We start from the raw sequence: 20,160 nt of genomic DNA, 5'->3' as shown, positions 1-20,160 counted from the left end.
TTGCTCTTTTTTATCAGCAATCACCTGTCAGTCAGCCAGCGAGCCGGTTTTCAATGTAACCGTGACAGACATCAACGGCTCATTGACACGCCACGCCTGAATGCCCGCCACTAAAACCAGTCCAGCATGTTTATTGCCCATTACCAGCGTCGGCAGAATCGCATAATCGATAGCGTCAAAACGCTGGCCACTCTCATTTTGCCGTAACAACCGGGGTGAAAAATGCGTGTCATGGTGCGTCTGAACAACCTGCACCAGGCTGAAAACATCGCGCAGGCTATTGGCCTTATGCTCAGGGATAATGCTATGCACCGTCTCGAGCGTTGCCGGTGCATTGACTAACTGGCGGAACAATATCGCATCAAGGAAAATCCACAGCGGAGCAATATGTCCGACATGAGTCAGAAACTGGGTATACAGCACCGCCAGCTCTTCCCCTTCAAGCGTATTCACCTGAGCGGCAGGTGATAACGTCAATGAGTTAGCGCCAGTGATTTTACTACTGATACTGGTCTTCTGTGTCTGAAAATTCACCAAATTTCCGCTCACCTGCATCTGCTCACGACGCACCACTTCTTTTACAGGCAGCTCATAGGGTATTTCACACATCACCGGCTCGCGAAGGCGACTGCTGAATACCAGACCTTCCAGTGACGATGCATGTTTTTCCACGGCAGCACTGAGCGCGGATTTTACATCCAGCAGCGCGCGCATACCGTGTACGCATAATCCGTCCATCCCCAGACGCTTCGCCTCGTTAACGTCAAAATGAATGGGATTATAGTCACCCGAAAAGGCCGCCCAGCGTTCGGCATGTTCCAGGCAGTAGCTTAGCGACATCATTTCCCCCTGCCGATCACCAGCGCCGCGTTCGCGCCGCCAAACCCGAAGCTGAGGTTGAGGGTTGTGTTCAGCGCTGCCGGGCGATGGGTATTGGGTACATAATCCAGATCGCATGCCGGATCGGGCGTAGCGAGATGACAGGTCGCAGGCATCACCTGATGTTCAAGGGCCTGCAAACAAACGATCGATTCAAAGCTGCCAGCGGCAGCAATAAGATGGCCAGTATAGGATTTCGTACTTGAGCAAGGCGTGGTGTAAGCCGCCTCGCCCAGCGCAATCTTCATCGCCTCGGTTTCATTAAGGTCGTTGAGCGGCGTAGACGTGCCATGAGCGTTGATATAATCCAGATCCCGGGCGGTAACGCCAGCCTGCTTAAGGGCATGGCGGATAGTTTGCACCCGGGCAATTTTATCTTCGGCCGGCGCGGTAAAATCACTGGCATCGGAGAAATTACCGTACCCGAGAATTTCGCCAAGAATAGTCGCACCACGTGCAATAGCAGTTTCACGCTCTTCGAGACACAGCACCGCCGCCCCTTCGCTTAGCACAAAGCCATTACGATGCAGGCTGAACGGACAACAGGCGCGCGTGATCTCTTCCTGCTCGCTGGCCAGCGCGCCAAGCACGTCAATATTCCATACCGCTGAATCAGAACGCAGCGATTCTCCGGCCCCCGCCAGCATCATGTTTGCACGACCATGTCGGATAAGTTCAAACGCATCGCCAATCGCGATGGTCCCTGTCGCGCAGGCTGCTATCGGTGTATTTTGATAGCCACGGAGCCCCCACAGCAGGCTGACTGCCGCCGTGGCCGAGCTGGGCATTGAGAAAAAGCAGCCAAAAGGGGAGCCCACCCCGGTACGCATATAATCTTCGTAATAAACCTGGGTTTCGTCCTGACCTGCCCAGCCGGTGCCCATGATGGCGCCGCAATCGCGCAGATCGTAATAGTGCTCAGGCTTTTCATCGCCAAACGACATCTGCATGGCCTCTCGCGCAGCGGCCAGCGTAAGCCGTGCATAACGTGGCAGACGGCGTCGGATGGCGGCAGGCACGCCTTTGAGTGAAGGCTCCTCATCGATCAGGCCATAAAAACGGGATTTGATCCCGGCGGCAGATTTGTCGCAATAACGGTAGCCGAGTTTGTAATCCATGATGGCTGCCCAGCTTTCAGCGGCATTCATCCCCAGCGGTGTTACTGCCCCATAACCCGTAACCACTACCCGACGCGGCGCGTCCATCGTCTGTAAAGTGTCCATTGTCATGGCTTATCCTTGTTTATTCATCGTATTGTCTTCCCCGCCCCCTAGCGCCAACCAGAGTTTCATCGTGGAATACAGGTAGTTGTACTGGTTTGTTACCAGCGCGTTTTCGCTGACCAGCAGCGCATTCTGCGCATCAAGTAACGCCTGATAACTCACCGAACCGTGGTGATACTGGCTTTCCACCAGCACCAGCCGCTGTTGGCTCAGCGCCAAGTCGTTCAATAAATGCTGTTTTTCCTGCTGCCAGGTCAGGCGCTGCGACATGGCGTTATCGATATCCTGCAGCGCACTGTAGGAGGCGTGACGAAACTGAATCGCCGCACTCTGGACATCCAGACCGGACTGGTCGACGGTCAGTTGCACTTTGTTCCACTGGATGAAAGGCAGATCGATCGCTGATCCCAGCGTTCGGGCCGGGTTGCTGAACCATTGCTGAAACACAGCAGCACCGGCATTCAACGAGGCACTGAGCGACAGCGAGGGATAAAAACTCAATCGCGCAACGTCTGAACCCGCCAACGCGGCACGCAGTTTCAGTTCGGCGGACTGCACGTCCGGCCTTTTGGCGATGGTTTCCAGTGGCAGGCGCTGCGCCACCGGTACACGCTGATGGAGATCCAGCGTCTGACGTTCGGCAGGGTACTGTCCTGGCGGGCGGCTGAGTAGAATCGCCAACGCATTACGGCTTTCATCGCGCTGCTGGAGTAAATCACGCAGACTAATTTCTCGGCTCAACACCGTCTGCTGCGCCTGCAAATAATCGAGCTGGCCCAGATCACCCGCCTTCCAGCGGGAGGTCACCATGCGCAGAGTTTCTCTGGCAATCTCCAGACTCTGCCGGACATTGCCGATCTGCTGATTCAGGCTGGCAATCTGCCAGTAAAGCTGAGACGTTGTGCCAATAAGCGACAGCGCAGTAGCCTGTAAATCCTGCTCCGATGCTTTTGCCAGCCAGTCGGACTGCTCCCGGATACGCGCCAGTTTTCCCCAGAGATCCAGCTCATATGACGCTGAAAGAGCGTTGCTGTAGCTTTCCGTCGGCGTTGTGTCGTGGTGCAGAGACTTTGTATTACTGGCTCTTCCGCCTGCGGTGACGTCAGGCGTCAGATTAAGATCCGATATCCCAGCCGCCAGTCGCGCCTGGCGAAGCTTGATCCCTGCCAGCGCCAGATCGTTATTGCTCTGCAACATGGAAACGATCAGGCGTGACAGCTGCGGATCGCCAAAATTATCCCACCAGTGCGGGGAAAATTTCGCTACGCCCTCGCCAGTATCCTTCACACGCCAGGCGTCAGGTACTGACAGCATGGGTCTTTGATAGTCGCTTTTCAGCGCCTGACCACAGCCAAACAGCGTCAGCGTCATGGCGGCAATGATGAATGGGTTCAGTTTCATTCGCGGGCCAGCGCCTCCGTGGGATGCAGGCGGGCCGCATTGCGCGCCGGGAAAAAGCCAAAGCCAAGCCCGATCAGCGCGGAGAAGCCACAGGCCAAAAGGATGGGCGGCCAGGTGAAAATCATGGTGAATTCCTGCGTAACCAAAGAAAAAATCAGCCCCGCCAGACCCGAGCCGATAATGCCAATCAGGCCGCCGAGGGAACAAATCACCATCGCCTCAATCAGGAACTGACGCATGATGTCCGCAGGCCGGGCACCGACCGAGAGGCGAATGCCAATCTCATGGGTCCTTTCCGTTACCGACACCAGCATGATGTTCATCACCCCGACGCCACCTACCAGCAGAGAAATTCCGGCAATCGCGGTGATCAGCAGGGTCATCGACTCCGACGTTTTACGAATCGTCTTCGTCATCTGATCGTTGGTCATGGTGAAGAAATCCCGTCTGCCGTGCACCGAATCCAGCAGTTGCTCGACATCTCGCTGAGCAGCATCGATTGGATAATCGTCGGCGATACGCAGGGTAATCGACTGCAACGGCGTATCACCCGACATCCGCTCCAGCAGCGAGGTATAGGGGATCCATACGCCGAGTTGCTCGCCGAAATACTTCGGCCCTTTTTTCTCCGCTACGCCGATCACCCGGTAAGGCACGCCGGAAAGTTGAATAATTTCGCCCAGCGGATCCTGCCCGCCAGGGAATAGCGTGCTGCGCACGTTCGGATCGATGATGACCACCGGCTCACGTTCATCCAGATCGCGTGCCGTGAAACGGTTCCCATTAACAAAGTTCAGCCCCTGCACACGAAAGAAACCGTTACTGACGCCCGACAACGAAACAACAACTTGCTTACCGCCCCGGACCGCCATAGCGGTTTTATTCACTATCGGCGACAGGCTGTCGATGTATGGCTGTTTGCCGAGCAAATCCACATCGTCCAGCGTCAATGCCCGTTCAAAATCGGGCCGCAGTTTGTCCCAGCCGAGACCGGGACGAATTTCGACCGAGCTGCTTCCCAGCTGGCTTATCTGGCTGAGAATGCTCTGCCTTGCCCCTTCACCGACTGCCATAGAAGAGACAACAGAAGAGATGCCGATGATGATGCCCAGCATGGAAAGGAAGGCGCGGATCCGATGCCCAAGCAGGGAGCGCCACGCCATGCGCACCGCTTCCTTGATGCTCTGCCAGACAGGCGTTCGCCCGGTGGCGGCTATGGCTGGAAGGTAATGGGATGTCACCTTCGGCATAACCGGATTGACCCGGTCAGCCACAATCTGGCCGTCGTGGATTTCGACAATGCGCTGGCACTGTTCGGCGATACGCCGGTCATGGGTGACGATAATAAGCGTATGCCCGGCCTGATGAAGTCCATGCAAAATGGCCATCAGTTCCTGACCACTGGTGCTGTCGAGCGCCCCCGTGGGCTCATCCGCCAGAATCACCGGCGCGCCGTTCATCAGGGCTCGGGCGATACTGACGCGTTGCTGCTGCCCGCCGGAGAGCTGTGCAGGCCGGTAATTCATGCGCTCACCAAGACCCAGGCGAGTCAACAGATACTCAGCCCGTGTCCGACGTTCAGGGGCAGGCATATCGGTATACAGTGCCGGAATGGTGACGTTTTCGATGGCCGTCAGATAGGGCATCAGGTGATAGCGCTGAAAGATAAAGCCCAGATACTGGCTGCGCAGCTCTGCGAGTTGTTCGCTGCTGGCCACCTGCGCAGGGATATCCATAATGCGCATTTCGCCTTCCGACGGTTTATCCAGGCAGCCAATGATATTCATCAGCGTGGATTTCCCGGAACCCGATGCACCGATAATGGCGACCATCTCCCCCGCCTCAACGCGCAGGGAGATATCCTTCAGCACAGTTACCGCAGCGCTGCCCGAGCCAAAATGGCGGGAGATATGTGAAAGTTCGATAACCGGCGCGTTAGCCATGCGCAGCCCCGGTCTCATTTTGCACAATCACAACGTGCTCGCCTTCGCTCAGGCCCTCTTTCACCTCAACGAACTGACGGTCGTTGATGCCCACTCGCACCTGCCGCAGTTCGATCTTATCGCCCTTCATTACCTGCACCTGATAGCGATCTTTCCCCTGCGGCTGACCCAGCGCCATCAGCGGCAGGCGCAGCACATTTTTAACCTGATCGGTGATGATGAACACCTGTGCCGTCATGGAGGTACGTAGCAGATGGTCGGGGTTCGGTACGCTGAATACGCCATCGTAATAGACGGCGGAGGCTTGTTGCCCCTGGGGACGGGCATTGTCATCCTGTAAAGCGTCACTCGGCGCATCCTGAAGCGTGCCCATCACACTTTGGTATCGACGCTTAGGATCGGCCACAACGGAAAACCACAGCGGCTGGCCGGGACGGACTTTCAGAATGTCTGTTTCTGAAATACGCGTATGCACCGTCATGGTATCAACGTCGGCCAGCACCAGAATGGTCGGCGCGGTCTGCGAGGAGACAACAGTCTGTCCTTCCCGGGTAACGATACCCAACACCTGTCCGTCCACCGGCGCCATAATCTGCGTATAGCCCAGATTGGCTTTTGCCGTTTCCAGCGCCATCCACGCCTGTACGATCTGCGCTTCATTGACTAACAACTGCGCCTTCTGCGTATCGAACCTGGCCTGCGCCTCCTCGAGATTGCTCTTCGTGCCGGATCCGTCGCGATCCATCCGCAACTGGCGCTTAAGCTCAAGATCATACTGTTTGAGCGTGACCTGGGCGGCCTCTTTCTGGGCGATGGCAATATCCAGCGCCGCCTCAGATTTACGCAGCTCGCTTTGTTGCAACGCCGGGTCAATTTCAGCCAGCAGTTGACCTTTAGTGACGCGATCGCCAGCACGAACGTGCAGTTTTTTTAACTGACCATTGACCTGCGCACCGACATTCACCTGTACAGAAGGTTTGAGGATGCCGGTCGCCAGGACGGTCTTCTGAATATCACCGCGTTCAATTACCTGCGTAGCGATCGGCACCTCGGTCCCGGACCACATACGTGGCACAGCCAGCACACCGACAATCACCAGCGCCACGGCCAACACGCCCAGGGCATAAAAGGTCTTGCGGTTTCTGCCCGCCATAGCGAGTAGTCGTTTGATCGCAACTCTCACGCCAGTTCTCCTTCAGGGAGAATGGTGGACACAGAATTGTTTCCCACCGCTTCTATATGGCCTTTTCTCATTGCACAGAGGCGGTCGAACAGGTGTAGCGTCGTTTCACTGTGCGTCACGACGATCAGCGTTTTTTCATATTCACGGCAATGATCGATAAGGGTTTGCATCACCTGGTGAGCGGTCTGTTCGTCAAGATTGGCGGTCGGCTCATCCAGCACCATTACCGGCCGATCGCTGTACATTGCACGGGCCAGCATCAGACGCTGACGTTGCCCAAGCGACAGTGCAGGATGGCTCTCGCGAATAAGGGCGTTCTGTTTTCCCGGGAGACGATCAATCACGTCGGTCAGGTTCAGCCCGTGCAGGGATTTATTGATGCGCGCCTGTTTTTTGGCGTCGTACTCGCGATCAAACAGCGTGATGTTCTGCAATACGCTGGTGTTGAATAGGATGTCCTCCTGGCTTTGCAGGAAGAACAGTTTCTGCGCCTGACGACTGTTTACCGGCTGCCCGTCGGCGAGGATCTCCCCGGACTGAGGTTCAATAAGCCCGGTAATGACTTTGAGCAACGTACTTTTTCCCGCGCCAGACTCGCCGATAATCGCCAGTGATTCACCCCGACGCAGCACTATCGACACATTATCGAGCACCGGTTTGCCCGGATCGTACGCATACTGCAACTCACGATAGTGAAGCTGATGATTAAACACCACCGGCGGCAGTAGTGCGTCGTGACGTTCTTCTTTCACCTTCGGGAACAGATCGGCGGCACGGGTATCGATCACGTGCAGCTGGTTTTTGCGCAGAACAGAGAAGAAAATCTGGGTGATATAGGCAGTAAAAATCTGGCGCACAAAGCTATAGGCAAAAAACTCACCCAGCGAGATGCTGTTATTTTTCAGCAGCGGCAACGCCAGCAGCATAAAAAAGACCATCTCAAGACTGCCAATCAGCTGATACAGGCTGCCCTTTACCTGCTCATATATTTTCTGTTTCTGCCGACAGTCAAACAGGGAAATAACATAATTCGCGAATGCAGCCTGACGCTGGCTGGTCAAGCCAGCCGATTTCAGCGTCGCAAATCCCTGAATAGTCTCCAGCAGAAAATCGCTTTGCTCCGCGCTCTTCACCTGCATCTGTTGCGTAAAATAGCGGTCCCGGAAAATAGCCCAAACGCTGACCAGCCCCATCAGCGTTACGCCAGCGGCAGAAATGGCGGCCAACAGTGGGCTGATGTAGCACATGACCCCCAGCGCAATGACTCCCACCACCCAGTCTATTCGCAGGCCGTTATCCAGCTCGATTTTTTGGGCTGCCGCCATTTGCCAGTTGGAGAAGCGGCTGAAGATTTCCCCTGGGCTGCGTTTTTCGAAGAAGGCGAGCGAGTTCGTCAGAAGATGGGCAAAACCGCTGACGCTCTGCATCACCACAAAACGTTTGATAAAACGCTCGGTCACGCTGCGCACAAAGAAAGCCAGCAGAGTTGAGACGACAAAGGCCAGCAGGTAATAGAAATATGGAAATTCTGTTTTACCGCCCGAGGAGAAAACGTTGTTGATAGCAGAGCTGACCATTACCGGCATGATAAACAAGGTCAGTGAAATCAAAAACGCCAGCAGCATCAGCCGATAAATGCCGGGGATCGCCGCGGTCTGTTTTAAACTCATGCACTCCAGAGCGCGAAAACGTCGCGTGCGTTTGTGTTTCCCTATCGGCGGTGCGGCACTTTCCGCTTCCTGGTCAAGAACCAGGGCATAACCGCTGATTTCAGATTTCAGCGCGGCGATGGGTAAAAGCTGCTCGCCAATCGCCGGATTCATCACGCAAACATAACTTCCCTGGCGGTAGGCCAGCAGCACATAGTGGCTCGCACCGTAATGCAAAATGGCAGGTAACGGGAGTTCTGCGAGTTCATTCAAATCGAAGGCGACCGGATAAACGGGGATCGCCAGTTCGGTCAGGATATCGCACATGGTTGAGAGCGCGGTGCCGTGGGCAGACGCCGGAAAGCGCTCGCGTAACTCATCAAGAGGCGCATCGATGCCCTGTGTTTCCGCCAGCATGGAAATACAGGCCAGCGCGCATTCGTTTGTTTCTGCCTGATAAACCATTTCGGGAATGATATGTTCCATAATTGACACCTTTGAACGTCCTGTTCTCATCTGTAATATCACTAGCGCCGCGCTGTAAACTTATTCATTTTCAATCATTAATGAAGAATAAAGAGTGTGAATGCCATAGCATCCAGTCGGTGGAATACTCGCGAATACTCTGTTCAATAATTCCCGGCATTTCATCTTTCAATTTTTTTGCCGGAACCGGCTCATGAATGCGAATTTTCAGTCCGTTATCGTAATAAAGATGATAAAAAACCACCTTCGCTGACATCATTCTTGCCAGCCGGATAATGCCGCTGTGTAACGTAGCCGGGCGGCCAAACAACCGGCATTTTAATTTCCCGGCTTTGTCTTTACTGGCAAATTGCGTAAAGTCAGGCGTAATATCCGGGAATAAAATAATATTTCGCTGGTTACTCGCGGCATCCATTACCGAGGTCATCAGCGTTCCCGCAATGTTTTTATTATCCTCGTGTATAGAACAATACGTAAGATCCAGACCACCCATTTGCCGTTCGGCTGCGGAATAGACATCGGCACTGCGTGACGTAATCACCGTCGCCTTGCCAGGGTACACCGTGCCGCCGATCATGGTGCTGAGTATGTCCGAGACCATATGTAACGGGGCGAGGATCACCGACTGGCCTGCGCGCTGCAACGGTTCGACGACAGCATTGAGTTGTGCCGTACAGGCTGCAAGCTCCTGCAAGGCCCAGCGATTTTGCCCGTAAGTGACGGCCTGGACCAGTAACTCACGCCGCTGCGTCAGCCAGATATAGTCAAATGCCTTGTTATCATGAAGCAGGCACTGACGGTTAGATTGCGCGACGACGGCCCGCAATTTTACATCTCGCCGTGTCAGCCCCAGGAAGCGGCTTACATGCGAGAAAGCGAAGATGACGCGATAGTGCATGCGCCGGAATAATAAGCAATGTGCCCTGTAGCTGATCAGCCCGAGCTTATGTAATGCCAGCTGATATTTGACGGCGAGGTTTTTCCACACCAGCGCACACCACAGGGCAAAAAATTTCATTATTACTCCGCCGCGCGATTGGTTTCTAATAGCGTGATTAATTTGTCCGCGAAAGATGAGAAATCACCGTCCTGAAGCGCGACCCATTTTTTATTAACAATAAATGACGGCGTTGCATTGATATTATAATGCTGAGTAACGCGAACCATATAATCCATACGCGCTTTTACTTCAGCGGACTGGCTAACGGTATTATATTTATCCACGTTAATATTATTCTTTTCCAGCCATGCAGTGCGCTGCGCTGGATCGCCTAAATCAACCTTATCCTTGATCACCGCCTGGTAGGCGCTTTCACGGTGCGCTTCTTCGAGCCCCATCACCTGTAGGGTGGCGAACACCGGCGCAAAGCGCGCTAGCCCACCTTGCTTATCGAGATTGAAATGAAGACGTACCAGTTTCTTCCCTGCGGGCAGGCGTTTTTCCAACTCAGACACATTTTTTTCATTTACTGCACAGAAATGGCAACCGTATGAAAAAATTTCAATAATATCCTCTCCGTCAGCGATTGGGCTTTTCGCTACTTTATCAGCTGACAGTGAGACCAATGCTTGCTGTCCGCTATTATCGGCGTTATTGAATACGAAATAATGGAACCAGGCAGTCGTAATCAACGATGAAATGACGGCGATAAAAATGGTGTAAGCCAGAATAAGAAGAATTCTTTTTTTCATGGGAGGCTTTTCATCCTGAAAATAAAAGTAGGAGAAGCTCAAAGGGGGCGTCGTAAAAAATCATACAACGCCCTTCAGAATAATCAGCAATTATTCCATTTAACTAAGAGACAGATGTTTCTTAGCCGGCATCTGGACAGTTAGCCTTGTCTGAAATTTTATAAGTTCTGGTTACAGCACCGTTTTTGTCAGTGCAGGTCTTTACATCCGCACATACGCTAGAACCATTAACTGTCATTAATTCATAAGTGTTTACACAAGTTTCGCAAGTACCGCCAATAATTGCGCTTGCTTCAGTCATGTTGATCTTTTTCATTTTAATATATCCTTATTTATGAGTATTTCATTTTGAACAAAGTACGTCTGATATATTTACAGCAGAATAATACATTACAGAAGACCCATTCCTTTTTACACCGAAATAACAACGCTTAACGTAAAACGTTAAGCGTTGTTATTTCGGATTTACGCATTGTAGCGATGCTTTTTTCTTTGAGCAATATGCCCCAAACAGCCTGAAACGTACCTCATTAAAGAGGGCGTCATTTGGCTGACAGGATTTTTCCCATAAAAAATCGTGTTAATAAATGCAAAAATAAAAAAAAGCTTACCAAATACCTGTTTACCGCTTTTGGTTCGGCAGGACTTTTCTTAGAAAAACTCAAGAGTACAAGATCATTACACAATATTATTTTTTCTAAAAAAGGTTGTACCGCTCTTCCCAAGGGGATTAGCTTTCGATTACCCTCGTTAAACTTACGTTTAGGCCCTTGTACACGTTAACGCACGTAACCTTGCCGCTATGCGGGCCAATAAAATATAAATACACATAGATTGTGTTATTAATCAATAACAACAGGTCATTTTACGCAAGCAGAGAATTTCGCGTACGTCTTGCCTTCGGGGAATTTTTGCACGCGCAAAAGCGTATCGCTTTAGCGGCAAGGCGGATGCTGTCGCCTGATGCCCTCTTAACGGCATAGCGAATGATCCGAATTTTATTTGCTCTCTTTACTGTGGATTGTCCTGTTTACTGCCTGAAAAACATCGACATGGCGCCAACCGCTCACTTTTTTGCTTCGTAGCAAAGCGTGATCTACCGCACATTTCCCTCACCACAGACCGAAGCGAATGTCTAAGATTAGTAAGCAACCGGATAAAACCAGACCCGAGATAACGCTAACCGGAGGTCCTGACCACCATGTTCAACCAGAAAATACGCACTGTAGAGACCGTAGAGTTCGACATAGAACAAGAACTTCTCTACGAAATCGATCCCTGCGAGTTAAAACTGGATGAAATGCTCGAGGCGGAGCCGGAACCTGAAATGATTGAAGGGCTGCCCGCATCCGATGCGCTCACCCCTGCCGATCGCTACCTTGAGCTCTTCGAGCATGTTCAGTCGTCGCGACTGTTTGAAGACAGCAAAACCTTTCCCGACTGTGCGCCGAAAATGGATCCGCTGGATATCCTTATCCGCTATCGCAAGGTGAGACGACACCGCGACTTTGACCTGCGCCAGTTTGTGGAAAACCACTTCTGGCTGCCGGAAGTGCTATCGAGCGAATATGTCTCCGATCCCTCTTTCTCGCTCAAAGACCATATCGATAACCTGTGGCCGGTGCTGACCCGGGAGCCGCAGGATCATATTCCGTGGTCGTCATTGCTGGCGCTGCCACAGGCCTACATCGTCCCCGGCGGGCGATTCAGCGAGACCTACTACTGGGACTCCTATTTTACCATGCTGGGGCTGGCCGAAAGCGGCCGCCACGACATGCTCAAGTGCATGGCGGATAACTTTGCGTGGATGATTGAAAAATACGGCCATATTCCTAACGGCAACCGCACCTACTACCTGAGTCGCTCGCAGCCGCCGGTGTTTGCCCTGATGGTAGAGCTGTTTGAAGAGGATGGCGTGCGCGGGGCTAAGCGCTATCTGGACCATCTGAAAATGGAGTATGCCTTCTGGATGGACGGCGCAGAGTCCCTGCTGCTCAACCAGGCTTACCGCAGCGCGGTACGTATGCCGGACGGCTCTCTGCTCAACCGTTACTGGGATGACCGTGACACCCCAAGGGACGAATCCTGGATAGAGGACGTCGAGACCGCCCGCCACTCCGGGCGTCCACCTAACGAGGTCTATCGCGATCTGCGTGCCGGGGCCGCTTCCGGCTGGGACTACTCCTCCCGCTGGCTGCGGGATCCGAGTCGGCTGGCGAGTATCCGCACCACGCAGTTTATCCCTATCGATCTCAACGCTTTCCTGTTCAAGCTGGAGAGCGCCATCGCCAATATTTCAGCCTCAAAAGGGGATAAAGAGACCGCGGAGCTCTTCCGCCAGAAGGCGAACGATCGTCGCGAGGCGGTTAACCGCTATCTCTGGGATGAGGAGAATGGCTGCTATCGTGATTACGACTGGCGCCGGGAGCAACTGGCGCTCTTTTCCGCGGCCAGCATCGTGCCGCTGTATGTCGGTATGTGTACCCATGAACAGGCAGAACGGCTATCCGATGCGGTAAAAGCGCGCCTCCTGACACCGGGCGGCATCCTTGCCACCGAGTATGAAACCGGCGAACAGTGGGATAAACCTAACGGCTGGGCGCCGTTGCAGTGGATGGCGATTCAGGGATTCAAGCAATACGGCAACGACTCCCTGGGGGATGAAATCGCGTGGAGCTGGCTGCACACGGTAAACCATTTCTACAAAATGCATCACAAGCTGATTGAGAAGTACCACATCGCCAGCAGCCAGCCCCGGGAAGGGGGCGGGGGTGAGTATCCCCTGCAGGATGGGTTTGGCTGGACTAACGGCGTGGTGCGCAGACTTATTGGCCTGTACGGGGAGCCATAACTCCCCCGTATTCTCAGCGGATCACCTCATAAATGGCTGTCTGGATCGTCTGCCATTTTTTGGTACTGGCGTCCGGCTGGGCCTGGGCTCGCCGCTTCGCCTGATCCATCTCGCGTCGCTGGCGTTCGACCACCGCCGGAACGGTACAAAATGCCTGGAGATACTCTTTGCGCAGATCTGTCAGCGGTTCGCCCGCTGACATCGCGTGTGCGAGAGTGTTGATAAACTGTCTGCAGGGCTTGGCCTGCCCCATCTGCAGGCGATAGCGCATCAGGATATCCAGCACCTCCCGATGCCCCACCGACAGGGCATGCTCCGTCCAGGAGAGCTTCCACTCCATTCCCGCCTTCAGGAACAGCAGCGCCACGCGGGTATCGTTCCTGTCGATCGCCGCGCGGAAGTTATTTTCATCCCAGGTGACGCCCATGCGCGTCAGCGCTTCGCGGGAGGAAGGTAACTCACGCATCTCTTCCGCCGCGGTCTGCACAGGAGGCGAGGCGCTACTGGCCGCCTGGGTCGGCGTGCTGCTTTCCATTAACAACCAGGTGCCCGCCACCAGCATTCCCATCACCATTACCCCCACCGCGCCCCACAGCCCCACCGAGATCAGGTGATCGCGCTGCTCCGGCGTACGCGCGGGCCGACGGTTCGGTTTGTCTATGGTGTCGCGCACCTCAAAAATGTCATCGCCGGTGGCCCGGCATTTTTCTCGCGCATTTTCCCAGAAGAGCTCCAGCTCGTGGTTGTCCTCTGCCATCAACCCCGCCGGGTTCACCGCGGTACGGCCCTCGTTAAAGGCACGCTGAACGGGGCCGGCAATCTGGGCGTAATAGTTATCCAGCAGCAGGATTTGCGCAGAGGTCAGCGGCTGCTGGGCAATGATGTTGTTGCGGATCAGTCGGATATCATCAAGAAAGGAGTGGAGCGTTTTACGTGGTTCCACCATCAGCGTCAGCAGAGCGGGATCGCTGAACAGCGACGAATAAGAACGTGAGTACTCTTTCTTGTCCACCAGCATCAGTGCCAGCTCGCTAAACATCATGCCGCCGAGGGCATCGTTGCGTTCGCCCTGCTGCAGCCAGCGGCGGACCCTATCGGCGCCGAATAGCGTTTTAAGGTGATTGTTCAGGCGCGTTGGATCCGGCCAGGCCTGCATAATTAACCCTTTAAGCATCAGTTCCAGCGCACGCACCTGCTTCCGGGCATATTGCTGATGAAACTCATCGCCGGGGCTCATTTCGGTACTGTAGGTTAGCAGCGGCTGCTGCAAACGCAGGTGTTCCAGCGCCGTTACAAAGCGCGTCGCGGCAATCAACTGGTTGTCGCTCACATCCTGCCCGCTCTCATACTGCGGCACCCGCTGCTGCAAAAGCCGTAATTGCAGGGTAAATTGTGAGAGCTCCGCATCGTTGAGGTTCAGGCGTTTTGCCACGCTCGCCCAGCCCCCCAGCGCCAGCCTGGCGGAATCCAGTTGCTCAAGGAACCAACGGGGATCTTTGCCTTCGGCAACATGCACCTTTAACAGGAGCAGGATCTCCACAGAGGCCTGACGAATAATTCCCAGACAGCGTTCAAACTGCTCGCGGATCACGTGCGATTTACTGAGGGTCATCATTTTCCTTTAACTGCCGCGCAAGGATTCAGGCGCAGCGAACGGAGAGCGGTTGTTTTTTAAGTGGTTATACCAGATTAAACATACCCGATAACCGCCACTATTTCAGTGATAATGTTAATATCATTTACAAAAGCTCCCGGAGACCTAGCATGCCTGTGCTGCACACCCCGCGTTTAATCTGTTCTCCACTGCAGGAAGAGGACTGGCCCTTTTTTCTTTCTCTGCAACAACACCCCGACGTGATGCGCTACGTGGCCGAAGCCCGCCCGGAAGAGGCCATTCGCGAAACGTTTACCACTCGCCTGCCCGCGTGGTCGCCGGGCAGTGACCACTGGCTGAGCCTGGTGGTGCGCGATCACAATCAGACGCCGCTCGGGGTCACAGGCTATATTCATCGCGATGATGATTGCGCCGAAGTGGGGTTCCTGTTCGCCCCGCAGGCGCAGGGTAAAGGCTACGGCTTTGAATCTTTACAGGCGGTGTGCGATTACGCCTTTATGCAGGGAGGCATCCGCCGTTTAACCGCCACGGTGACGGCGGGCAATATCGCCTCTAAACGCCTGCTGGAAAAAGTGGGTTTTGTGCTGGAAGGTGAACTGCGCGAAAGTTACTGGCTGGCAGGTGAATGGCATAACGACTGGCTGTTTGGGCTGTTAAGAAAAGAGTACTGCTAAGCGTGCCGCGGGGTTCCCTCCCCGGCACCTGATTACAGGAACATCCCCCCGGAGACCTCAATGCGCTGCGCATTCATCCAGCCAAGTTCTTCGCTGAGCAGCGCCGCAATCGCATCGCCGATATCGTCCGGTAACCCAACGCGGCCCAGCGCCGTCTGGGAGGCGATCTGCTGATTGATCTCTTTGTTATCGCGTACACGTCCGCCGCCAAAATCAGTTTCGATCGCCCCCGGGGCGATAATGTTGGCGGTGATCCCGCGCGCGCCCAGCTCCTTAGCCTGGTAGCGGGTGAGCACTTCCATAGCACCTTTCATCGCCGCATAGGTGCTGGAGCCCGGCAGGGCAAAACGGGCCAGGCCAGATGAGACATTCAGGATCCGCCCGCCGTTTTCCATCAGCGGTAACAGCCCCTGAGTCAGAAAGAACGGGCCTTTGAAATGGATATTCATCACTTCATCAAACTGCGCTTCCGTGGTCTCCATATAGGGGGCGTATAAACCCACGCCTGCGTTGTTCAACAAATAATCGAAGGTGTTGCGCTGCCAGACCGAATGCAGTTTTTCACTCACCTCAGTGACGAACTGTTCAAAGCTGGCAATATCGCCGACGTTCAGCTGCAATGCCGCTGCTTTTACCCCTTTTTGTTCAATTTCGCGCACAACTTCGAGCGCTTCCTGCTCGCTCCGGTTGTAGGTCAGCAGGATGCCGACACCTTTTGCTGCCAGCTTCAGCGCCGCGTTTTTACCGAGCCCGCGGCTGCCGCCGGTCACTATTGCAATACGTTCAGTCATGAGAAACCTCGTTTCGGCTGTTGTGGTGATTGAGAAAGAGCTTATTAGGTGATAGAAAATCAATAAATACGCTCTGCAACGCTTCACTGTTTCAAAATCAACAACAATGAGCGCTTCCTATGGATAAAATTCACGCAATGCAGTTATTTATTCGCGTCGCTGAACTGGAGAGTTTTTCCCGCGCCGCAGACTCAATGGGCCTGCCTAAAGGTAGCGTATCGCGCCAGATTCAGGCGCTGGAGAACGGGCTTGGCACCCAGCTGCTGCACCGCACCACACGGCGGGTCAGCCTGACGCAGGACGGTATGGTCTACTACGAGCGGGCCAAAGATCTGCTGACCAATATGGAAGAACTGGATGGTCTTTTTTTGCACGACCCTGCCAGTGTCAGTGGAAGAATACGCGTTGATATGCCGGCCAACGTTGCGCGAAATTTAGTCATCCCCAAACTGCCACTCTTCCTGCAACAGTACCCCGGCATTGAACTGGAGCTGAGCAGCAGCGACCGGCTGGTGGATGTGATTCGGGAAGGATTTGATTGCGTGGTGCGCGTCGGCACCCTGAAAGATTCCGGCTTAATCGCCCGCCCGCTCGGCAAGCTGTCGGTGATCAACTGCGCCAGCCCCGATTATCTGTCGCGTTTTGGCTATCCCGACGGGCTGGATGATTTAACCTCCCATGCGATGGTGCATTACGCAACGCATCTCGGCACCCGGCCCCAGGGGTTCGAATATTACGATGGTGAGGCGATCCACTGGGTTAAGACCGGCGGTGTCCTGACGGTCAACAGCACCGAGACTTACCATGCCTCGGCCCTCGCCGGGCTGGGAATTATTCAGGTGCCGCGGGTAGGCGTGCGTGACGCGCTGCGGGCCAAAAAGCTGCAGGAGATCCTCCCGCAGTATCGCGCCCGACCGATGCCGGTATCGCTCATCTATCCCCACCGCCGCAACCTCTCCCGCCGGGTGCATCTGTTTATGGCCTGGCTCACGGACATCATGAAAACCTACGTTGACTGAGCGCAGGCTATAATTTTAAGGACCTCCCGCTAAACAATAAGGAAAGTGCGCGTGATGCCGGAAAATAGTGAGCAACGCCCCACCCATGATCTGGACTTCGAGCCGATTAAAAAACTGGAAACCCGTCCGCCTCAGGCGCCGGAAGAACCTAAAATCACCTCCATACGTAAAACGGGGAGCCTGCTGGACAAGGCGAAGGACGCCTTCCAGCTGATTCAGCAGCAGCCAATGATTGCCCACCTGCTGCGCGCCACCGAGCGATTTAACGATCGGCTGGGGAACCAGTTTGGCGCGGCGATCACCTACTTCTCATTTTTATCGATGATCCCCATCCTGATGCTCTCCTTCGCCGCGGCGGGTTTCGTCCTGATCTCGCACCCGACCCTGCTGCAGGATATCTTCGCTAAAATTCTGCAGAACGTCAGCGATCCGACGCTGGCCGCGACTCTGAAAAGCACTATCCGTACCGCCGTAGAGCAGCGTACCACCGTGGGGATTGTCGGGCTGTTAGTGGCGCTCTACTCTGGTATTAACTGGATGGGCAACCTGCGGGAGGCGATCCGCGCCCAGTCGCGTGACGTCTGGGAGCGTAAGCCGCAGGATGAGGAGAAGTTCTGGATCAAATATTTGCGCGACTTTATCTCGCTGATTGGCCTGCTGGTGGCGCTGGTTATCACCCTTTCCATCACCTCCGCGGCAGGCTCGGCGCAGCAGATGATCATCTCCGCGCTCTATCTCGACACCATTGAGTGGCTGAAGCCGGTCTGGCATCTGGTGGGGTTAGGGATCTCAATGCTGGCGAACTATTTGCTCTTCTTCTGGATCTTCTGGCGCCTGCCGCGCCACCGTCCACGGCGTAAGGCGCTGATACGCGGCACCTTCATTGCCGCTATCGGCTTTGAGGTGATCAAAATCGTGATGACCTACACCCTGCCGTCGCTGGTCACTTCCCCGTCCGGGGCGGCATTCGGCTCCGTGCTGGGGTTGCTGGCCTTCTTCTACTTTTTTGCCAGACTGACCCTCTTCTGCGCGGCCTGGATCGCCACTGCCGAGTACCCGGATGACCGGCGAATGCCCGGTAAAAGTCACCATTAACACCGCTATCGGGCTGAATAAGAATGAAATATATCAGCCCGATTCATCATTTCAGCATATAAATCCAGCCTGTAACTTTTATTTAACCGAAAACCAGTTTTATATTCTAACTTTTAATTTCTGTGAAGCATTTCATGGATGTGATTCTTCTGGTCCGAAAATTATCCGCTTTTTGCTCTCTTTTTCACCCCTCGCTGCGTTTGTTACAGATTGAAATATCGCTTTTGCTGTGCGTAATATGGCCTTTCGTTCGCCAAAAATAAGAAAAGTTTATGCAAGCCACAGCCACAACACTCAATTCAGAGCAGGAAAACGTCCCGGTTAACTCGCGCAATAAAGTCGTCGTCGCGTCGCTGATTGGCACCGCCATCGAATTCTTCGACTTCTATATTTACGCCACCGCTGCGGTTATCGTTTTCCCGCATATCTTCTTCCCGCAGGGCGACCCAACGGCGGCCACGCTGCAGTCGCTGGCAACCTTCGCCATCGCCTTTGTCGCGCGTCCTATCGGCTCGGCCCTGTTCGGTCACTTCGGCGATCGCGTCGGACGTAAGGTGACCCTGGTCGCCTCGCTGCTGACCATGGGGATCTCCACCGTCGCCATCGGCCTGCTGCCAACCTATGAAACCATCGGGATTCTGGCCCCGCTGCTGCTGGCGCTGGCCCGTTTTGGTCAGGGTCTGGGTCTGGGCGGTGAATGGGGCGGCGCAGCGCTGCTGGCCACCGAAAATGCCCCGCCACGCAAGCGTGCGCTGTATGGCTCCTTCCCACAGTTGGGCGCACCGATTGGCTTCTTCTTTGCCAACGGCACCTTCCTGCTGCTCTCATGGCTGCTGACAGACGAGCAGTTCATGACCTGGGGCTGGCGTATTCCGTTTATCTTCTCGGCGGTGCTGGTGCTGATCGGCCTCTATGTGCGCGTCTCCCTGCATGAGACGCCGGTCTTTGCCAAAGTGGCCGCCGCGAAGAAACAGGTAAAAATCCCGCTGGGCACGCTGCTGACCAAACACGTTCGCGTAACCGTGCTCGGCACCTTCATCATGCTGGCGACCTATACGCTGTTCTATATCATGACCGTCTATTCCATGACCTTCAGCACCACGCCTGCGCCGGTGGGCCTGGGCCTGCCGCGTAACGAAGTGCTGTGGATGCTGATGATGGCGGTGATTGGTTTTGGTGTGATGGTGCCGATTGCCGGCGTGCTGGCCGACCGCTTTGGCCGTCGCCCGAGCATGATTGTGATCACCTCGCTGATTATTCTGTTTGCGCTGTTCGTCTTCCCGCCGCTGCTCGGTTCTGGTAATCCGTCGCTGGTGATGGCGTATCTGCTGATTGGCCTGAGCCTGATGGGGCTGACGTTCGGTCCGATGGGCGCGCTGCTGCCAGAGCTGTTCCCGACCGAAGTACGTTATACCGGGGCCTCCTTCTCCTATAACGTCTCTTCGATTCTGGGTGCGTCTGTGGCGCCGTATATCGCCACCTGGTTACAGGCGAATTATGGTCTGCAATACGTAGGGATCTACCTGGCGGCGATGGCGGCACTGACGCTGATTGCGCTGTTGCTGACCCACGAAACCCGCCATCAGTCATTGTGATCCTGAATGCCGGGTGGCGCTGCGCTTACCCGGCCTATATTCTCCTGTAGGCCGGGCAAATCCC

The 20,160-nt window shown here is 54.6% G+C and carries 16 protein-coding genes; 5 read left to right on the top strand and 11 right to left on the bottom strand.

Features of this window, described 5'->3' with window-relative positions:
- Nucleotides 1–27 precede the first annotated feature (27 nt).
- The 9 genes from DVA43_RS19245 to DVA43_RS19205 all read right to left on the bottom strand — a co-directional run bounded on the left by DVA43_RS19245 (nucleotide 28) and on the right by DVA43_RS19205 (nucleotide 10,772).
- The gene (locus DVA43_RS19245; protein ID WP_168194669.1) at nucleotides 28–840 is read right to left on the bottom strand and encodes a MaoC/PaaZ C-terminal domain-containing protein; all 813 of its coding nucleotides are present in this window, start codon (nucleotides 838–840) and stop codon (nucleotides 28–30) included.
- Complete coding sequence (locus tag DVA43_RS19240) at nucleotides 840–2,102, bottom strand: beta-ketoacyl synthase (protein WP_168194692.1); 1,263 nt, start codon at nucleotides 2,100–2,102, stop codon at nucleotides 840–842. Before DVA43_RS19240 ends, DVA43_RS19245 begins: the two co-directional genes overlap by 1 nt.
- A gap of 9 nt (nucleotides 2,103–2,111) precedes the next feature.
- Nucleotides 2,112–3,503: an efflux transporter outer membrane subunit gene (locus tag DVA43_RS19235; RefSeq protein WP_168194668.1), complete on the bottom strand. Its 1,392-nt coding sequence runs from the start codon at nucleotides 3,501–3,503 to the stop codon at nucleotides 2,112–2,114.
- Nucleotides 3,500–5,446 carry a MacB family efflux pump subunit gene (locus DVA43_RS19230; protein ID WP_114316464.1) on the bottom strand — a complete coding sequence of 649 codons (1,947 nt, stop codon included), beginning with the start codon at nucleotides 5,444–5,446 and terminating at the stop codon, nucleotides 3,500–3,502. The genes DVA43_RS19235 and DVA43_RS19230 overlap by 4 nt, the downstream gene beginning before the upstream one ends.
- Nucleotides 5,439–6,599 (bottom strand): efflux RND transporter periplasmic adaptor subunit, encoded by a 1,161-nt coding sequence (locus tag DVA43_RS19225; protein ID WP_114316463.1) that lies wholly within the window; start codon nucleotides 6,597–6,599, stop codon nucleotides 5,439–5,441. The genes DVA43_RS19230 and DVA43_RS19225 overlap by 8 nt, the downstream gene beginning before the upstream one ends.
- A 26-nt stretch (nucleotides 6,600–6,625) precedes the next feature.
- Complete coding sequence (locus DVA43_RS19220) at nucleotides 6,626–8,764, bottom strand: peptidase domain-containing ABC transporter (RefSeq protein ID WP_114316462.1); 2,139 nt, start codon at nucleotides 8,762–8,764, stop codon at nucleotides 6,626–6,628.
- A gap of 70 nt (nucleotides 8,765–8,834) precedes the next feature.
- A complete protein-coding gene (locus DVA43_RS19215) occupies nucleotides 8,835–9,782 on the bottom strand; it encodes an ABC transporter (RefSeq protein WP_114316461.1) in 948 nt (315 codons plus the stop codon).
- Nucleotides 9,783–9,784: 2 nt separating this feature from the next.
- Nucleotides 9,785–10,456: a DsbA family protein gene (locus DVA43_RS19210; RefSeq protein WP_114316460.1), complete on the bottom strand. Its 672-nt coding sequence runs from the start codon at nucleotides 10,454–10,456 to the stop codon at nucleotides 9,785–9,787.
- A gap of 121 nt (nucleotides 10,457–10,577) precedes the next feature.
- The gene (locus tag DVA43_RS19205) at nucleotides 10,578–10,772 is read right to left on the bottom strand and encodes a DUF4762 family protein (protein WP_114316459.1); all 195 of its coding nucleotides are present in this window, start codon (nucleotides 10,770–10,772) and stop codon (nucleotides 10,578–10,580) included.
- A gap of 885 nt (nucleotides 10,773–11,657) precedes the next feature.
- Between DVA43_RS19205 and DVA43_RS19200 the strand changes: the two genes are divergently transcribed.
- Entirely contained in the window at nucleotides 11,658–13,307 is a 1,650-nt protein-coding gene (locus tag DVA43_RS19200) for an alpha,alpha-trehalase (protein WP_114316458.1), read from the top strand.
- A gap of 13 nt (nucleotides 13,308–13,320) precedes the next feature.
- Here the strand turns inward: DVA43_RS19200 and DVA43_RS19195 are convergent, their stop codons facing one another.
- Nucleotides 13,321–14,919 (bottom strand): STY4199 family HEPN domain-containing protein, encoded by a 1,599-nt coding sequence (locus DVA43_RS19195; protein ID WP_114316457.1) that lies wholly within the window; start codon nucleotides 14,917–14,919, stop codon nucleotides 13,321–13,323.
- Nucleotides 14,920–15,071: 152 nt separating this feature from the next.
- On the opposite strand from DVA43_RS19195, the gene DVA43_RS19190 reads away from it, so the two are divergent.
- Nucleotides 15,072–15,596, top strand: a complete 525-nt coding sequence (locus DVA43_RS19190; protein WP_103824722.1) for a GNAT family N-acetyltransferase — start codon at nucleotides 15,072–15,074, stop codon at nucleotides 15,594–15,596.
- Between the two features lie 32 nt (nucleotides 15,597–15,628).
- Here DVA43_RS19190 and DVA43_RS19185 read toward each other — a convergent pair whose 3' ends face one another.
- On the bottom strand, nucleotides 15,629–16,387 hold the full coding sequence (locus DVA43_RS19185) for an SDR family NAD(P)-dependent oxidoreductase (RefSeq protein ID WP_114316456.1): 759 nt from the start codon (nucleotides 16,385–16,387) through the stop codon (nucleotides 15,629–15,631).
- Nucleotides 16,388–16,506: 119 nt separating this feature from the next.
- Here DVA43_RS19185 and DVA43_RS19180 point away from each other — a divergent pair, with 119 nt between their 5' ends.
- The 3 genes from DVA43_RS19180 (at nucleotide 16,507) to DVA43_RS19170 (ending at nucleotide 20,096) form a co-directional block, all read left to right on the top strand.
- The gene (locus tag DVA43_RS19180; protein ID WP_114316455.1) at nucleotides 16,507–17,406 is read left to right on the top strand and encodes a LysR family transcriptional regulator; all 900 of its coding nucleotides are present in this window, start codon (nucleotides 16,507–16,509) and stop codon (nucleotides 17,404–17,406) included.
- A 54-nt stretch (nucleotides 17,407–17,460) separates the two neighbouring features.
- Nucleotides 17,461–18,501 (top strand): inner membrane protein YhjD, encoded by a 1,041-nt coding sequence (yhjD, locus tag DVA43_RS19175; protein ID WP_370463879.1) that lies wholly within the window; start codon nucleotides 17,461–17,463, stop codon nucleotides 18,499–18,501.
- 272 nt (nucleotides 18,502–18,773) lie between these two features.
- Nucleotides 18,774–20,096: an MFS transporter gene (locus DVA43_RS19170; protein WP_103824718.1), complete on the top strand. Its 1,323-nt coding sequence runs from the start codon at nucleotides 18,774–18,776 to the stop codon at nucleotides 20,094–20,096.
- The last annotated feature ends 64 nt before the right edge of the window (nucleotides 20,097–20,160 follow it).

This window comes from Leclercia sp. W6 (genome assembly GCF_003336345.1).
Classification (GTDB): domain Bacteria; phylum Pseudomonadota; class Gammaproteobacteria; order Enterobacterales; family Enterobacteriaceae; genus Enterobacter.
The sequence above is the reverse complement of the archived record's forward strand: the minus strand, read 5'-3'. Positions and strand labels throughout refer to the sequence as shown.

Excerpts from the sequence above, each read along its gene's own strand:
- DVA43_RS19220 (WP_114316462.1), bottom strand. The coding sequence starts at position 8,764 with ATGGAACATATCATTCCCGAAATGGTTTATCAGGCAGAAACAAACGAA.
- DVA43_RS19195 (WP_114316457.1), bottom strand. The coding sequence starts at position 14,919 with ATGACCCTCAGTAAATCGCACGTGATCCGCGAGCAGTTTGAACGCTGT.
- DVA43_RS19200 (WP_114316458.1), top strand. The coding sequence starts at position 11,658 with ATGTTCAACCAGAAAATACGCACTGTAGAGACCGTAGAGTTCGACATA.
- DVA43_RS19205 (WP_114316459.1), bottom strand. The coding sequence starts at position 10,772 with ATGAAAAAGATCAACATGACTGAAGCAAGCGCAATTATTGGCGGTACT.
- DVA43_RS19225 (WP_114316463.1), bottom strand. The coding sequence starts at position 6,599 with ATGGCGGGCAGAAACCGCAAGACCTTTTATGCCCTGGGCGTGTTGGCC.
- DVA43_RS19245 (WP_168194669.1), bottom strand. The coding sequence starts at position 840 with ATGTCGCTAAGCTACTGCCTGGAACATGCCGAACGCTGGGCGGCCTTT.
- DVA43_RS19185 (WP_114316456.1), bottom strand. The coding sequence starts at position 16,387 with ATGACTGAACGTATTGCAATAGTGACCGGCGGCAGCCGCGGGCTCGGT.
- DVA43_RS19215 (WP_114316461.1), bottom strand. The coding sequence starts at position 9,782 with ATGAAATTTTTTGCCCTGTGGTGTGCGCTGGTGTGGAAAAACCTCGCC.
- DVA43_RS19240 (WP_168194692.1), bottom strand. The coding sequence starts at position 2,102 with ATGGACACTTTACAGACGATGGACGCGCCGCGTCGGGTAGTGGTTACG.
- yhjD (WP_370463879.1), top strand. The coding sequence starts at position 17,461 with ATGCCGGAAAATAGTGAGCAACGCCCCACCCATGATCTGGACTTCGAG.
- DVA43_RS19235 (WP_168194668.1), bottom strand. The coding sequence starts at position 3,503 with ATGAAACTGAACCCATTCATCATTGCCGCCATGACGCTGACGCTGTTT.
- DVA43_RS19170 (WP_103824718.1), top strand. The coding sequence starts at position 18,774 with ATGCAAGCCACAGCCACAACACTCAATTCAGAGCAGGAAAACGTCCCG.
- DVA43_RS19180 (WP_114316455.1), top strand. The coding sequence starts at position 16,507 with ATGGATAAAATTCACGCAATGCAGTTATTTATTCGCGTCGCTGAACTG.
- DVA43_RS19210 (WP_114316460.1), bottom strand. The coding sequence starts at position 10,456 with ATGAAAAAAAGAATTCTTCTTATTCTGGCTTACACCATTTTTATCGCC.
- DVA43_RS19190 (WP_103824722.1), top strand. The coding sequence starts at position 15,072 with ATGCCTGTGCTGCACACCCCGCGTTTAATCTGTTCTCCACTGCAGGAA.
- DVA43_RS19230 (WP_114316464.1), bottom strand. The coding sequence starts at position 5,446 with ATGGCTAACGCGCCGGTTATCGAACTTTCACATATCTCCCGCCATTTT.